The sequence below is a fragment of the Mesorhizobium sp. ES1-4 genome, assembly GCF_020164745.1.
GTDB lineage: Bacteria > Pseudomonadota > Alphaproteobacteria > Rhizobiales > Rhizobiaceae > Mesorhizobium.
Genome location: NZ_JAIUGV010000026.1, coordinates 42718 through 57361, shown reverse-complemented (window position 1 = coordinate 57361; position 14644 = coordinate 42718). Strand labels below are relative to the sequence as shown.

The 14644-nt window shown below is 63.7% G+C and carries 16 protein-coding genes and 1 pseudogene; 9 read left to right on the top strand and 8 right to left on the bottom strand.

What is annotated here, in order from left to right; all coding sequences use genetic code 11:
- Positions 1 to 1646: OmpA family protein (locus tag LB556_RS29910; protein ID WP_224571095.1), on the top strand; the 1646-nt coding region annotated here is incomplete at its 5' end.
- Positions 1647 to 2012: 366 nt separating this feature from the next.
- Here LB556_RS29910 and LB556_RS29905 read toward each other — a convergent pair.
- Positions 2013 to 2879 carry an SDR family oxidoreductase gene (locus LB556_RS29905; RefSeq protein WP_224571094.1) on the bottom strand — a complete coding sequence of 289 codons (867 nt, stop codon included), beginning with the start codon at positions 2877 to 2879 and terminating at the stop codon, positions 2013 to 2015.
- Between the two features lie 176 nt (positions 2880 to 3055).
- Here LB556_RS29905 and LB556_RS29900 point away from each other — a divergent pair, with 176 nt between their 5' ends.
- Together LB556_RS29900 and LB556_RS29895 are read left to right on the top strand one after the other, a co-directional pair.
- On the top strand, positions 3056 to 3322 hold the full coding sequence (locus tag LB556_RS29900; protein ID WP_224571093.1) for a type II toxin-antitoxin system VapB family antitoxin: 267 nt from the start codon (positions 3056 to 3058) through the stop codon (positions 3320 to 3322).
- Positions 3319 to 3708 (top strand): type II toxin-antitoxin system VapC family toxin, encoded by a 390-nt coding sequence (locus LB556_RS29895; RefSeq protein ID WP_224571092.1) that lies wholly within the window; start codon positions 3319 to 3321, stop codon positions 3706 to 3708. Before LB556_RS29900 ends, LB556_RS29895 begins: the two co-directional genes overlap by 4 nt.
- 8 nt (positions 3709 to 3716) lie before the next feature.
- On the opposite strand, the gene LB556_RS29890 is transcribed toward LB556_RS29895, so the two are convergent.
- Together LB556_RS29890 and LB556_RS29885 are read right to left on the bottom strand one after the other, a co-directional pair.
- Positions 3717 to 4352, bottom strand: a complete 636-nt coding sequence (locus LB556_RS29890) for a helix-turn-helix transcriptional regulator (RefSeq protein WP_224571098.1) — start codon at positions 4350 to 4352, stop codon at positions 3717 to 3719.
- Between the two features lie 8 nt (positions 4353 to 4360).
- Positions 4361 to 5233, bottom strand: coding sequence for a S1C family serine protease (locus LB556_RS29885; RefSeq protein ID WP_224571091.1), 873 nt, complete (start codon positions 5231 to 5233; stop codon positions 4361 to 4363).
- 169 nt (positions 5234 to 5402) lie between these two features.
- On the opposite strand from LB556_RS29885, the gene LB556_RS29880 reads away from it, so the two are divergent.
- Complete coding sequence (locus LB556_RS29880) at positions 5403 to 6353, top strand: S1C family serine protease (protein ID WP_224571090.1); 951 nt, start codon at positions 5403 to 5405, stop codon at positions 6351 to 6353.
- Between the two features lie 9 nt (positions 6354 to 6362).
- Here the strand turns inward: LB556_RS29880 and LB556_RS29875 are convergent, their stop codons facing one another.
- Positions 6363 to 6788: a VOC family protein gene (locus LB556_RS29875; protein ID WP_224571089.1), complete on the bottom strand. Its 426-nt coding sequence runs from the start codon at positions 6786 to 6788 to the stop codon at positions 6363 to 6365.
- Between the two features lie 66 nt (positions 6789 to 6854).
- Here LB556_RS29875 and LB556_RS29870 point away from each other — a divergent pair, with 66 nt between their 5' ends.
- Positions 6855 to 7448, top strand: coding sequence for a TetR/AcrR family transcriptional regulator (locus LB556_RS29870; RefSeq protein ID WP_224571088.1), 594 nt, complete (start codon positions 6855 to 6857; stop codon positions 7446 to 7448).
- A gap of 140 nt (positions 7449 to 7588) precedes the next feature.
- Positions 7589 to 7687: a putative RiPP precursor gene (locus LB556_RS29865; protein ID WP_224571087.1), complete on the top strand. Its 99-nt coding sequence runs from the start codon at positions 7589 to 7591 to the stop codon at positions 7685 to 7687.
- A gap of 55 nt (positions 7688 to 7742) precedes the next feature.
- On the opposite strand, the gene LB556_RS29860 is transcribed toward LB556_RS29865, so the two are convergent.
- On the bottom strand, positions 7743 to 8705 hold the full coding sequence (locus tag LB556_RS29860) for a LysR family transcriptional regulator (protein ID WP_224571097.1): 963 nt from the start codon (positions 8703 to 8705) through the stop codon (positions 7743 to 7745).
- Between the two features lie 107 nt (positions 8706 to 8812).
- Here LB556_RS29860 and LB556_RS29855 point away from each other — a divergent pair, with 107 nt between their 5' ends.
- Positions 8813 to 9448, top strand: coding sequence for an FMN-dependent NADH-azoreductase (locus LB556_RS29855; RefSeq protein WP_224571086.1), 636 nt, complete (start codon positions 8813 to 8815; stop codon positions 9446 to 9448).
- A 54-nt stretch (positions 9449 to 9502) separates the two neighbouring features.
- Here LB556_RS29855 and LB556_RS29850 read toward each other — a convergent pair.
- Together LB556_RS29850 and LB556_RS29845 are read right to left on the bottom strand one after the other, a co-directional pair.
- Positions 9503 to 9755 (bottom strand): annotated as a pseudogene (locus tag LB556_RS29850) (AzlD family protein).
- Entirely contained in the window at positions 9752 to 10486 is a 735-nt protein-coding gene (locus tag LB556_RS29845) for an AzlC family ABC transporter permease (RefSeq protein WP_224571085.1), read from the bottom strand. The pseudogene LB556_RS29850 and the gene LB556_RS29845 overlap by 4 nt, the downstream one beginning before the upstream one ends.
- Before the next feature lie 172 nt (positions 10487 to 10658).
- Here LB556_RS29845 and LB556_RS29840 point away from each other — a divergent pair, with 172 nt between their 5' ends.
- Positions 10659 to 11117 carry an Lrp/AsnC family transcriptional regulator gene (locus LB556_RS29840; protein WP_224571096.1) on the top strand — a complete coding sequence of 153 codons (459 nt, stop codon included), beginning with the start codon at positions 10659 to 10661 and terminating at the stop codon, positions 11115 to 11117.
- A 156-nt stretch (positions 11118 to 11273) separates the two neighbouring features.
- Here LB556_RS29840 and LB556_RS29835 read toward each other — a convergent pair whose 3' ends face one another.
- Complete coding sequence (locus LB556_RS29835) at positions 11274 to 13244, bottom strand: putative bifunctional diguanylate cyclase/phosphodiesterase (protein WP_224571084.1); 1971 nt, start codon at positions 13242 to 13244, stop codon at positions 11274 to 11276.
- Positions 13245 to 13565: 321 nt separating this feature from the next.
- Here LB556_RS29835 and LB556_RS29830 point away from each other — a divergent pair, with 321 nt between their 5' ends.
- A complete protein-coding gene (locus LB556_RS29830; RefSeq protein ID WP_224571083.1) occupies positions 13566 to 14600 on the top strand; it encodes a class I SAM-dependent methyltransferase in 1035 nt (344 codons plus the stop codon).
- Positions 14601 to 14644: the final 44 nt, after the last annotated feature.

Below are 14644 nucleotides of genomic sequence, written 5' to 3'. Positions count from 1 at the left end.
AGCCGCGCAAGAAGAAGCGCGACCAGCAGCAGCAGACCGAGCAGGCACCCGCCGGCGAGGCCGCTCCCGCCAACGACAACCAGCAAGGGCAGAACCCGTCCAAGAAGCGCAAGCAGGACCATCAGGTCGCCCCCGCCGAGCAGACGCCCGCCGCCGAGCCTGGACAGAAGCCGGAAAAGCACAGGAAGCCGGCTGGGGCGAACGAACCGACGCCGGAAACCACACCGGTCCCGACCAAAAAGGAAGCCCCGGCCGAACAGCCTGCGCCGAAGGCCGAACAGGCCCCTGCCGGAGAACAGCCTCCCGCCCAGGGCGAGCAGCCGCAGGACAAGACGAAGCACAGGAAGCCGGCAAGTGAGCAACCGGCGACTGGCCAGCAGCCCGCCACGGGCGAACAGCCCGCCACCGGTGGCAAGGCCGCGCCCGCCCAGGGCGAGAACCCCGTGCAGGGCGAGGCACCAGCCGACAAGAATGCTGCCCCCATCCTCGACAGCCAGAAGGACGCCCGGCGCAAGGGTCGCGAGAGCGGCCAGGGCGGCCGGAACCAGAATGGCGAGCAGCAGAACGGAGGGCAGCAGAATGGTGGGCAGCAGGACGCCGGGCAAGGTGGTGACCAAGGCGGGAAGTCGGTAGCGGCGCCGGTGGATCAGGGTCCGCCGCCTGCCAGCGACAAGGCGGCCCAGCAGGAGATCAAGCCCGAAAAGATCGTCCCGGTGACGCAGGAGAAGGGCACGCGCCTCGATCACGCGCCTGACGAGAACATTCGTGACCGCCGCCGGCCCAAGGGCGTCGACGTGCTCAAGCAGATCGGCGACCGCGTCATCATCCAGCTCAACGACCAGACGTTCGTCCAGAGCAACGATCGTCCGCGCCTGACCCGAGGCGCCAAGGATGTATACTACGAGGATCTGCCGCAGGGCCGCACGCGTGAGACGGTCGAGCGCGGCAATGGCGTCCGGATCGTCACCATCCGCAACCGTTACGGCGACATCCTGCAGCGTTCGCGCATCGGGTCCGACGGTCGTGAATATATACTGAGCTATGTCGACGAGCGCAGTTATCAGGATGAAAATGACTGGCGCGACCCCGGCGATGACCTGCCGCCGATGCAGCTGACCATTCCGCGCCGGGATTACATCCTCGATTCCCAGAATGTCGATAACCCCGACGACTACTATACGTTCCTCGAACAGCCGCCGGTGGAGAGGGTCCAGCGTCTCTATTCGATCAACGAGGTCAAGCGTTCGGCCCGCGTGCGTGACATTGCACGGCGCATCGACCTCGACACGCTGAACTTCGAGTTCGGTTCGTCGTCGATCTCCGACACCGAGGTGCAGAAGCTCCAGGGTGTCGCCGACGCGATGGAGAAGCTGTTGAAGGAGAACCCAGCGGAAACCTTCCTCATCGAGGGCCACACCGACGCTGTCGGCACGCCGGATGCGAACCTCGCTTTGTCGGATCGTCGCGCCGAAGCGGTTGCCGAAGCGCTGACCAATGCCTTCGGCATCCCGCCGGAGAACCTGACCACACAGGGCTATGGCGAGGAGTACCTGAAGGTCAACACGTCGGCGCCCAACAGGGAGAACCGGCGCGTCGCCATCCGCCGCATCACCCCGCTGGTGGCGCCGGTCGCCAGCAACAATTGACCTGCGTTTCCAGCGCCTTGCGGCGAGTTCTGGACTCAGGCCGGCAATAACGTCCCACCCCGGTCAACCGGGGTGGGCTGGACTACGCACAGTACGAGCCCCGCCAACAGGAATTGTGCCGCCATTAGACCCGGCTCATTGAATCGTCGCACCTCGCACCCCAGATTGGGGACTGGGCGTTCCCTGCCCCGTCCCGACTCCAGCGGGACGCACTGAGCCCCGCCGGCCCTCTCCGGCGGGGTTTTTTGGTTCGGCGGGTGACGCCCGCTATAGCAATTCCAGGAAAGGTGCGTAGCGGTTTTCCGTCCGGAATTGCTGAAAACAAAGGGGCAGAGCGGTTCAGCGATCTACCAATACTGAACCGCTCTAATAGATGCTTTTGACGTTCGTATCGGAATTGGCAAACACCTCGTCCGGCACAAAAAAGTCGCCGGCCAACGGTCCAGTGGCCTCAGGCGCATAGACCGAGAAATCGCTGACGCCCTCGGCGCGCAGCACCTCCTCGTCGATGTAGAAATTGCCGGATGCCTCGCGCGACGTTCGCATGAAGATCGCATGCGCGGCATCGGCCATGATGTCGGGCGAGCGGCTCATCGCCGCCACCGTGGTACCACCCAGCAGATTGCGCACCGCCGCCGTGTCGATGGTCGAGATCGGCCACAGCGAATTGACCGCGATGCCGTCCTTGGCGAATTCCGCGCTCATGCCCAGCGTGCACATAGACATGCCGAACTTGGCCATGGTGTAGGCGACGTGGTTCTTGAACCATTTGGCCTTCATGTCGAGCGGCGGCGCCAGATTCAGAATGTGAGGGTTCTTAGCCAACTTCAGGTGTGGAATGCACATTTTGGACACCAGGAATGTACCGCGCGTGTTGATCTGATGCATGAGGTCATAGCGCTTCATGTCGGTTTCCAGCGTGCCGGTGAGCTGGATGGCGCTGGCATTGTTGACGCAGATATCGATGCCGCCGAATGTCTCGACCGTTCTGGCGACCGCCGCGGCAACCTGCGCTTCCTCGCGGATATCACACAGCACCGGCAACGCCTTGCCGCCAGCCTGCTCGATTTCCTGCGCCGCGCTGTAGATCGTGCCCGGCAGCTTGGGATGCGGCTCGGCGGTCTTGGCCGCGATGGTCACATTGGCGCCGTCGCGCGCGGCCCGCAGCGCGATCGCCAACCCGATGCCGCGCGACCCGCCGGAGATGAACAGCGTCTTTCCCTTGAGCGACATTTTTCCTCCGCTTCCCTGCACTCTTTTCGTCGGCGCGATCCTTGCCCGTGGCGGCTCCGGATACAAGGGCTTGGCGTCCCAAAGGACGATGACGCAACGGAGGCCGGTATCGCCCAACGCCTGTTGGATGCCGTGGCTTTGTAGTATATATTCTATACAATGAGGTAGATTATAGAATGGCGCTGTCCATCAAGAATACGAAAGTCGAACAGTTGGCGCGCGATTTAGCGCGTCGGCGTAGGGTGTCTGTGACCGAAGCGATCCGCCAAAGTCTTGAGCGCGAGATTGCCCGCGAGCGGCTGGTGCCGCGTGACGAACCCGATAGTCTCTTCCAGCGCCTGATGGCGATCGCCGACAAGGCCGGCAAGATTCCAAGACGCGAGAATGCGATGACCGAAGATGAGATCCTCGGTTACGATGAACTTGGAATTCCGACGCGATGATCGTCGATTCATCGGCTCTCGTCGCGGTTCTGCGCGCCGAACCTGGCCATGATCAATTTGTGCGCGCCATCACCAACGCCGGGAGACGGCTGATCGCGGCGCCAACGCTGCTTGAGACGACGATGGTGCTGGTCGGCGGCTGGCAGGACGAGATAGCCGATCGTCTTGACGCCTTCCTGAGCGCGGCTTCGATCGATACGATCCCGTTCACGGCCGACCATGCGGCGGTAGCCCGTCAAGCCTTCCTGCGCTATGGCAAGGGCAGACATCCGGCCGCGCTTAATTTCGGCGACTGCATCGCCTATGCCGCGGCTCGGCTCGAGGCCATGCCGTTATTATTCAAGGGCAATGAATTTCGACTAACCGATATCGAACCTGCCATCTGACTGAGGCGCTAGACCAGCACCAGCCCTTGCCGCATCGCAATGGCAATGGCATCCGTCCGATTGGCGGCACCGAGCTTGATCAGGATCGCGGCGACATGGAACTTCGCCGTATGCACCGAGATGTTGAGGCGCCGCGCGATTACCTTGTTGGGCGCGCCTTCGGCGAGCAGCGCCAGCACTTCAGCCTCGCGTGGCGACAGCACTGGCCGGGCGGCGTGGTCGTCCAAAACCTCGTCCTCGAACGGCTCGCCGTCGCCGGCGTGGAAATCCTCACCATGTTCGGGCGCGCGGCGATTGCCCGATACGCTGTAGCCAGCGGCGGCCAACCGGGCCGCCGCGGCGATCAGCAGGTCGTCCGCGCCGGCAGGCATGACGGCAGATACCGCGCCGGCAGGCTGCTCGCCACTGCCGCGCGCCGAGAGCAGCACCCGTGGCACCGAGGCCGGCACGGCGTCACCGCTCCTGTCGTCGACGATCGCGACGTCGGCCCGGCCGCCGCCGACCACCACCGGCAACAAATCGTCGCTGGCGGCAAGTGAGGCGGCAAGGCGCTCGGCGCGCCCGGCATCGGCAAGCGCGATCAGCACCACCAGCTGTCGCAAGGCGGCGCTGCTGCTGACCCGGTCGCTGGCGAGCGTTTCCATCATACCTCTCAGCTCAGCGGCTTTTCGCCGATGGTCAGCACGACATCGCGCTGTTCGCCGCCGCGCACGACACCCAACGTCACCGAGGCACCGGCGCTGTCGGGCCCGAGCCGGCGGATCAGGTCGCGCGGACCTTGCACGGCCTCACCGTTCCACGCCGCGATGATGTCGCCGAGCGAGAGGCCGGCGGCCTTTGCCGGGCCATTGTCGTCGAGGCTCATCACCATGGCTCCACGCGCGTCGCGGTCACGCACAGGATGTAGGCCGGCACCGAGATAGCCGCGCGCGACATGGCCCTTTTCGCGCAGCGTGGCAACGGCCCGCTCGATCGTCTCGTAGGGCATGACCAGAGCCCGGCCACGCGGCCCGAACAGCAGCATGCCGATCAGTGCCCCCTTGGCGTCCAGCACCGGGCCGCCCTCGAAGCGACCGCCGGCGCCGACGGCCAGGTTGATGCGCCGGTCGATGGTGCCGCCGCGCATCGAGCGCCAGGCCGGGCCGACTTCACCGACCGAGCCCGAAACGGCCAACTCCGCCCCGTGGCTGTTGCCGACGGCAATGGCGATGTTGCCCGGCCGAACCGCATCGGCCTTGGCCAGGACAGGCACGGTGCCCGCATCCGCCGGCTTCAGCAGGGCGACGCCGGTCGAAGGATCGCGGCCGACCAGTTCGGCCTTCGATGTCGCGCCGGAGGCCAGCGTCAGGTCGATCTCCTCGCCGGCCTCGACGGCCTCCTCGGCGGTGACGAAATAGCCGTCGCGCCAATGGAAGGCACTGGCCGTGCGGTGGTGATGGGTGGCGAAGCTCGCCGTCGTGGGGGCGGCCTTGGCGGCCAGACCGGCGATAGCGTCCGAAAACGCGCTCAGATTGAAGTCGCTCATATGGGTCTCCTGGGTTTCTTGCATATCCCAGATATCGCTCGACGGCGCTCCTGCAGATACTCGCCTGACGGCTAGTTGCGGGTTCGACTGGCCATCTGGTCAGGTCGCGGCGGTTCGGACCGCTCCGCACATATAGTTACGAAAAAGCCTGAAAACACGGAGCCCGCTCATGGCCCTCGCCGCCCAGAAATTCGAATCCGACGACACGCTGCTCGACGCCTATTCGACGACGGTCACGGACGCGGTCGACCGCATCGGCCCGGCCGTCTGCCGCATCGAGCGCATCGGCGGCCCGGGCGGCCATGGCTCGGGCTTCGTCATCGCGCCGGACGGGCTGGTCGTCACCAATTTCCATGTCGTGGGTGATGCCAGAACCGTGCGCGTCTCGATGCCCGACGGCGCCTCCAGCGAGGGCCGCGTGCTCGGCCGCGATCCCGACACCGACATCGCCCTGGTGCGCGCCGACGGCAGCTTCGCCGATGTCGCGCCGCTTGGCGATTCCAAGCGGCTGCGGCGCGGCCAGATCGCGATTGCCATCGGCAATCCGCTGGGCTTCGAATGGACCGTCACCTCAGGCGTCGTGTCGGCGCTCGGCCGCTCGATGCGCGCTTCGACCGGCAGGCTGATCGACGACGTCATCCAGACCGACGCCGCGCTCAACCCCGGCAATTCCGGCGGGCCGCTGGTGTCGTCGGCGGGCGAAGTGATCGGCGTCAACACCGCCATGATCCACGGCGCGCAAGGCATCGCCTTCGCCGTCGCTTCCAACACCGCGAACTTCGTCATTTCGGAGATCATCCGCTTCGGCCGCGTGCGCCGCGCCTTCATCGGTGTCTCCGCGGACACGACGAACCTGCCGCGCCGCGCAGCACTTCTATCGCAGGTCTCGACCAGCACGGCGGTGCGGCTGCGCAGCGTCGAGAAGGACGGCCCGGCGGCCAAGGCGGGGCTCAGGGAGGGCGACATCATCGCCGCCATTGACGGGCGCCCGGTAACCGGCGTCGACGACCTGGTGCGTATCCTCGACGCCGAGCGCATCGGCCGCGAGACGCAATGCACGGTGGTGCGCCGCACCGGCGTCAGCCAAGTGGCGGTGACGCCGGTTGCAAGGGCGAGCTGAGCCTGCCGCTCAGGCCCCGGCCGCGCCCTCCGCATACTGCGCCAAGAATTCCTCGCTGGGCGGGATCGGCTTGATGACGTCGATCAGCACACCGTTCGGATCCCTGGTGATGAAGTGGCGCTGGCCGAAAGGCTCGTCGCGCAACGGTCGCAGGATCGGCAGGCCGGCGGCGATGGTCCGCTCATAGACCGCATCGGGATCGCGGACCTCGAAATTGATCAGCAGGCCCGAGGCCCGCCCCCGCCCCTCCTCCGGGATCGTCTCATGGTCGCCCTGGACGATGCCGAGGTTCACTCTGCTGTTTTCCACCGATCGCAGGTGTACGTACCAGTCGCTGGTGAACAGCGGCTGGAAGCCGAAATGCTCGATGTAAAAGGCCGCCGTGCCGGCGACATCGCCGGTCATCAGCACCGGATAGTAGCTCGTCGTCTTCATCTTTCCTTCTCCCGTCGATTAACATACAGTCTGCATGTAAGTTCAAATAACATACAGGCTGTATGTATGCAACAGGAATCCACGCGCCGCTCCAACCGCGACCGCACCGAGGCGACACGCGCCGAACTGATCGCGGCGGCGCGGGAACTGTTTACGCGGAAGTCCTATGCCGAAACCGGCACGCCGGAGATCGTTGCCGCCGCCGGCCTGACCCGTGGCGCGCTCTACCACCACTTTGCCGACAAGCAGGCGCTTTTCGCCGCCGTGGTCGAACAGGAGGCGGCGGCGGTGGCGCGGGAGATTGACCGCGCCTCCAAGCCTGCGCTCAGTGCCCGCGATGCGCTGATTGCCGGTTCCAACGCCTATCTCGACGCCATGCGCACGCCAGGTCGGACCCGGCTCCTGCTGCTTGATGGCCCGGCCGTGCTCGGCCGGGCGCGAATGGATGCGATCGATAATCGTCACGGCAACCGCACACTGCGTGAAGGCCTTGTCGCGGCGATGCGGGCCCGATCGATGACGAAGCTGCCGGCGGAGGCGCTGACGGCCCTGCTTGCCGCGGCTTTCGATCGGGCGGCGCTCGCCATCGAGGCGGGTGCTTCAGCCGAGGATTACCGCGCCGTCCTGACGGCGCTGATGGACGGGCTGTCCCGCGCATAGTGGCGCCCAGTCGCGCAAATCCATCCTCCAGCGTTAAGCATCGCCGTGATGATGAAAAGACCGCGCGATGCAACCGGAACTCTCCGTTCGCGTTCTGGCAGGGTCCATGCATCCGTAGAGGCTCATGACCGGACCGACACATGAAAAAGACTTATGAAAAACCAACCCTGCGCAAGCGCGGGCAATTGACCGCCCGCACCGCGCAGATCGTGGTTTCCGGGGTGACCATAATCCAGTGATCTCTCAAGAGCGCGAGCTCCAGGGTCTGGGCGGGTGCCTCCGGGCACTGCCAGGTCAGATATTGGAGCCGGACACGCCATCGGCCTCCGGTTCGTCTTCGGGCACCTCGCCCGGCTCGAACTCGTTGAAGCAGCCGAGTTGGCGCTTGAACTGGTCGATAAGCCAGGCGGCGGCGGGCTTCGGGCTGCGATCGTTGCGGTGCATGGCAAACAGCGGCGAACTCACTTCCCTGTAGGGTTCGAGATCAAGTTCCACCAGCCGGCCGCTGGCCAGGTCGTCGGCGATCAGCCAGCGGGGCAATCCGCCCCAACCCAGGCCCTCGCGCATCAGTATGTGTTTGGTGCGCATGTCGGTGAGGCGCCAGGTGCGGTAGGCGAAGACGCCATAGTCGCGTCCCTTGGTACGCTCGGACTGGTCGGTGACGACAAGCTGCGTATGTTCGCGCACATCCTCGAGCGCCACCGGCCTCGGCAGCAGGGCGAGCGGATGACTGGGTGCGGCCGCCGGCACCATGGACATGAAGCCGATGCGCACGAGATGCACATTCACCTCGCCCAGCAAGCCGCCAATGCCGAGATCGGCTTGTCCGTTGACGACGAGATCGGGAATGAGGCCAAGCGTGCCGATATGCAGGCGCAGCATCACTGTCGGAAACCGCGCCTCGAATGCCCTGAGCACCCGTACCAGCACGGGCGAAGGCAATGCCACATCGACCGCCAGCGCCACCTCGGCTTCCAGCCCGTGATGGTGGCCGTCGGCGCGGGAGCGGATGCGCTGCAGCATGCCCATCATGCGCCTGGCATCCTCCAGCATCGCCCGGCCGATCTCGGTCAGTTGCGGCTCGCGCGTGCCCTCGCGCCCGAACAGCTTCAGCCCGAGCTGGGCCTCGAGATTGGCAATGCCGTAGCTGATGACGGATTGCGCCCGGTTGAGCTTGCGGCCGGCGGCAGAAAAACTCCCGGCATCGGCGACGGCGACAAGGATCTGGAGCTGGTCGAGTGTCGGATTGGGCTGCATCATTGTATCCACTTTATGGATGGGTCGTATAGAAAATATACCAGTTTATTTGATTGGTCGACAGCCCCATATCTGGCGGGACATTCATTCCACTGGAGAAACCCGCTATGTCCATTCTTCTCGTTACCTCAAGCCCACGCGGCGCCGCCTCGCACTCGACCCGCATCGCCACCGAATTCGCTGAAAAGCTGCTTGCCGCGGATCCGTCGAACACGCTGGTTGTGCGCGACCTCGTCGCCAACCCGCTGCCGCATATCGATGCCGACTATTCGACCGGCATCTACACCCCGGTTGAAGCGCGCAGCCCGCGCCAGGCTGAAGTGGTCGGCGTGTCCGATGTCGTGCTCGATGAACTCTTCGCCGCCGACACGGTGATCCTGGCCACCGGCTTCATCAACTTCAACATCTCCTCGACGCTGAAATCCTGGGTCGATCATGTCGCCCGTTCCGGCAAGAGCTTTGCCTATGGCGAGAACGGTCCCAAGGGCCTGGTCACCGGCAAGAAGGTCTACATCGTGCTGGCTTCGGGCGGCATCTATTCCGAAGGTGCCGCCGTGCAGATGGATCACGCCATCCCTTACCTGCGCAGCGTGCTCGGTTTCATCGGCATGACCGATGTCGACGTCATCCGCATTGAAGGCGTGGCCATGGGTCCCGACGCCGTGGATGCGGCGCTCGCCAAGGCGACGGCCAAGGTCGACGCCGTGGTGGCGGCGGCTCATGAGATCGCGGCTGCGGCCTAAGCCACTGATATCGACTGGGAAAAAAGGCAGGCGTTCGCGCCTGCCTTTTTCGTTCTAGCCTATAAGATGCCTGAGTACCCCTGTCGCCGCCACGCCGACCAGCACCGTCGGCAACATCGACAGGCGCGTTGCCGCCGCCAGCGTAATGGCCAACCGAGATCAGCACGCAGCCGGGCGCCGCCTCCATCACCGCGGTGGCGCGGGCACCGAGCACGCGGTTGCGCAGCACGACATAGCCGCCGATCCGCGTCAGATAGGTCACGCCGGCCATCAGCACGATGGTGAGAAGCGTGGATGCGTCGATCATGCGTCACCCGCCATCAGCCAGGCCGCGACCAGCCCGGCCATCGCGCCCGCGGCGACATACCAGGCGCCGGGAACAAAGAGAGAGACCAATGCCGCGACGACAAGGCTGACCAGCCAGGGCCGCGCCGCCGCCACGCTCTTCCACATGCCGCGCATCAGCACCAGGAAGACGGCCGGAAACGCCATGTCGAAACCATAGGTCTCGACATGGCCAAGCATCGGACCGAACAAGGCGCCAAGCGTGGTGAAGGATACCCACGCCAGATACATCGCCAGCGCCGCGCCCATGTAATAGCGCGGGCTGAAGGCCGGCGAGGTCCCGGCAGCAGTGCGTTGTTTGGCGTCGGCAAGGCCGAGCGCCCAGCTTTCGTCGCACATCAAGAACAGCGCCGGAAACACCTTGCGCCGCGGCAACTCGCGCAGGAACGGCGCGAGCGCCGCCCCCATCAGCAGGTGACGGCTGTTGACCAGGAAGGTGATGGCGACGATGAGCAGGATATGCGGCGGCGACGTCCACAGCTGGATCGCCGCGAATTCCGAGCCGCCGGCGAAGTTCAGTCCGGTCATCATGGACAACTCGGCCGTGCTCAGCCCTTTCTGCGTGGCCTGGGCGCCGAGCACCAGCGCGTAGGGAATGGTGCCGAACAGCACCGGCGCGCAGGATATCACGCCACGCCGGAATTCGGATCCCGAACCAGCACCGGCTGCCCCGACTGCCTGTGAAACGCTCATGCTTTTCCATCGGCGGCTTTGCGGGCTGCCGCTTCCGGTTAGGTTTGAAATCTTGTGATGTCGACGGCAAACATACCCACAAGTCTTCGCAATTTGGTTGCGAAGACAGTTGTTCTTCGAGAAATTTTGGCATTCAATGTCAGACATTGCCAGAAAAATGGAATCCAACACCATGAAGCTCGACGAGATCGACAAGCGCATCCTGCGGGCGTTGCAACGCGACGGCCGCATGGCCAACAATGATTTGGCCAATGAGGTCGGCCTGTCGCCATCGCCTTGCCTGCGGCGCGTCAAGCTCCTGGAAGAAGCCGGCATCATCGACCGCTATGTCGCCGTGCTCAATCCGGCCAGCATCGGCAAGGGCCTCACCTTCTTCACCCGCATCTGGCTGAAGGCGCAGGACGAGGACACGATCGAACATTTCGCCACCGAGGTGGCCAAGCTGCCGCAAGTGATGGAGTGCTATCTCATGCTCGGCGACTGCGACGCCATGGTGCGTGTCGTGGCCGCCGGCATCGACGACTACCGCCGCTTCCAGTCGGAACATCTCAGCCGCATCAAGGGCGTGCAGAACGTCAAGACCGACGTGCCGAGCCAGACGATCAAATACACATCGGAACTGCCGATCTAGGAGCGGTCCAGGAACGCGGCGGCCAGGCTCCCACAAGCAGGGTCGAAAACCGGATCCAGAGGGCGTGCATTCGGGAACCGGCTGTCGCGCGACCGCTACCCGTGCGCTGCGCCACAATCGACGGGCCGGTCGCCGGTCGAGCCGCCGCCTGCCCCGTCACGCCGACTTGAGGACTGTCAGCGACTGCTTTTGAATGGTCCGTTTGGCCTGGAAATTCAGGGCCGGCGCCGGGCGGCCGACATGGAAGCCCTGGACCAGGTCGATGCCGAATTGGCGCATGAGGAGCATCTGCTCTTCGGTCTCCACCCCTTCGACCAGGATTTTGTGGCCGCGATTCCTGACCAGCGCAATGATGTCCTGCAGCATCGCCATGCCCTTGGGGGTACCGCAGTCGTGGAGAAACGAGCGGTCGATCTTGACCGTATCGAAATCGATGAGACGAAGCCATGAAAGGCCGGCGAAACCCGTGCCGAAATCATCGAGCCATATCCGGATCCCGAGCAGCTTAAGGTCGCTGATGCAGCGCAGGATGTCGGAGTGCATCTCCATCTCCAGCCCCTCGGTGATCTCGAAGGCCAGCCTGTTGCCGGTCACGCCGGTCTCGCCCAGAATGGTCGCGACCGATGTCGCGAAGCCGGGGGTCTTGAGCTGGATCGGCGAGACGTTGACGCTGACCACCCGCACGTGATCCTGCGCCAGGAGCTCGGCGCACACGGTTCTTATTGCCCAACGCCCGAGCGCGAGGATGGCGCCGGTTCGCTCCGCGACGGGAATGAACAGGCTCGGCGGAACCAGGGTGCCGTCCAGCATCTTGAGGCGCATCAGCGCCTCCACGGCCTCGACCCTGCCTGATGCGACGTCCTGGATGGGCTGATAGACGAGCGAAACCAGATCCTGGCCGATCGCGATCTTCAGCAAAGCCGCGAGGTTCTCGCTCTCGTCGCTGCTCTGGGGATCGGTCGGATCGAACAGCCGGGCACAGTTTCGGCCGCCGGCTTTTGCCAGATAGAGCGCACGATCGGCCTCGTGGATGATCTTCTCCAGCTTGGCGGCGGTCTGCTTCCTGGTGAATGCCGCGCCCACGCTCGCCGTCACGATCGAGATGCCATCGCGCCGCAGCTCGTGCGCGATCGCCAGATTCTCGACGGTGCGGCAAATGGCTTCCGCGAGATCCGCGACCTGGCCTTTCCTGCCCATGCGGGCCAGGACGATGAATTCCTCACCGCCATAGCGGCCGATGGAGCCGTCATAGTGCTTGATCAGTTCGCTGAGCGCATTGGCGACCTGGATCAGGCAACGGTCGCCTTCCTGATGGCCGTAGCAGTCGTTGAATTTCTTGAAGAAGTCGACGTCGATGAGGATCGCCGCAAAACCGTGGCCGAGTTTTTGCCAGTCATTCCAGTAGTCGCGCAGTTTCTCGTCGATCGCCCGCCGGTTCTCCAGACCTGTCAGCGGGTCCGTCCGCGACAGCCTGAGCAGCGCCTTGCCGCGCTCGGTGGCCTCATTGTGCTGGATCTTGGCCTCCAGCGCATTCAGGAAGACGTTGTAGCGCTCTTCGTTCAGCTTCCAGTTCACATAGGATGTGAACGTGAAGCACGAAACGTAAAAAGTGCCAAATACCATCTTGTAGGTCAGCGATGCGGGTAAAAAGTAGTTCACCACGTACAAGATGCACAGAATTATCGTCGATGTGATGATCGAAACCTTGAAGCGGAACGTGAAGAAAAGATTGGCACTCATCATGAAAATGGTGCCGAAGACCATATAATAGGCGACGCTTTCCTTGTTGGCGCCCATGGAGGCGGGGTAAAGCCAGCCGATATAACCAAAGATGATGGCCGCTGCGCAGGTTACGTCAAGCCACTCCGTGGCGGCTCCCCGGCGCAGCTGCGCTTCAAGGATCAACAGTGCGGTAAGCCCGACCGCGAAGCGGGCCGTGATCGTAAGGGCGGCCACATCCGGTATCAGCAGCAAATCCGACACCGAAAACAAGACATAGATGAGGACGGCGATCCAAAGGCCTGGCCTGGCTTCCTTCCTTCGCTTCGCCTGGGCTTCAGTCCTGTAGAGGATGCGAAGTTCGGCCGCCCCCAATTGCTGGCGCGGATCATGTGGCTCCGCATCCACAGCATCGGTTACTCTGGATGAGACGCGCTCGTTCGCGACAAATCCCGGATGACGGGGATTTCGCGTTCCGAACTCTTTTCCAGCTTCCGCCCCCAACGCAGACCGACTCCTTGAGCACGACACGTTTGCCGCGTGATCAAATGCAATGATGCAGGACAAGTTTCCGTTAACTCGAACCCGGAATCGCTTCCTTAAAAACTCCAAAGAATTGGCATGGTTAGCGAGAAATTAATCATATCGGTAAAATGCCCGCGCACCGACATTGGCAAACGAAGTATTCTAGGTAATAAGTTAACTGACTGTTAACTATGGAGCGTTGGTGTGCAAACTGTGTTTGATGGCCAGAGTTTGATTACCGCAGAGGCAATCGCGGGAGGTCTCCGTCGAGGAAGGCCCGAGCATCATGGCGAAGGGCTCGAGACCGCTCGCGCGGAGCTTGCGCTCATCCTCCACACGACACAGCAACAGATCGAGCAGCAGAAATTTCCAGCTGAGATCGTTCGCCGCCTGCTGTCGCTTCTCAACGCGCTGCGTGCCAAGGTCCATCCCGACGTGTGGCAAGCCTTGATACCGCTGGCGCAGAACCACCCTATCCAGAAGTACTTTCTCGAGGATCCGCTGACGCATTGGTCATTCACCAAGCCCAGGGGGTATTCCGGCGACGCGCAGCTGCTCGACTACATCTACTGCGACCCTCACGTGGCCGAGAGCGTGGCGAACGCCTCGGAGGTCGGCAAGGCGCTTTACACCCATACCCAGAACGTTCCCTCATGCGTCGCGGCCCGAGAGCGCCGCGATCTTTTGACCCGCTATGTCGATGAGACCGCTGCTAACAATGGACCGGAAACCGAAGTCCTGGCTATCGCGGCCGGCCATCTGCGCGAAGCGAACCGTTCGGCCGCATTGGCCGAGGGCGGTCTCAAGCGCTGGGTCGCGCTCGACCAGGATCCCCAGAGCGTCGGACTGATCGCGCGCGACTTCCAGGGCACCGCGGTCGAGGCCATTGACGGCTCGGTACGGACCGTGCTCACCAGGGGCCACAGACTGGGCAAGTTCGATCTCATCTATGCCTCCGGCCTTTACGACTACCTCCAGCACAACGTCGCGGTGAAGCTCACCAAGACCTGCCTGCAAATGCTGAAGCCGAACGGCACGTTCCTGTTCGCCAACTACGCCGAGGGCACGCCTGACGCCGGCTACCGGGAAACGTTCATGGACTGGGTGCTGCTGCTGCGGTCGGAGGTCGACATGTGGAACATCATCAATGCCAGCGTCGACCGCAACACCGTCGAGGCGCAGGTGTACTTCGGCGAAAACCGCAACGTGCTCTACGGCGTCATCAAGAAGCGCGGATAACACCGGGCTGGATGGCACACCGGCTGACGTAGGACCTCGAACGC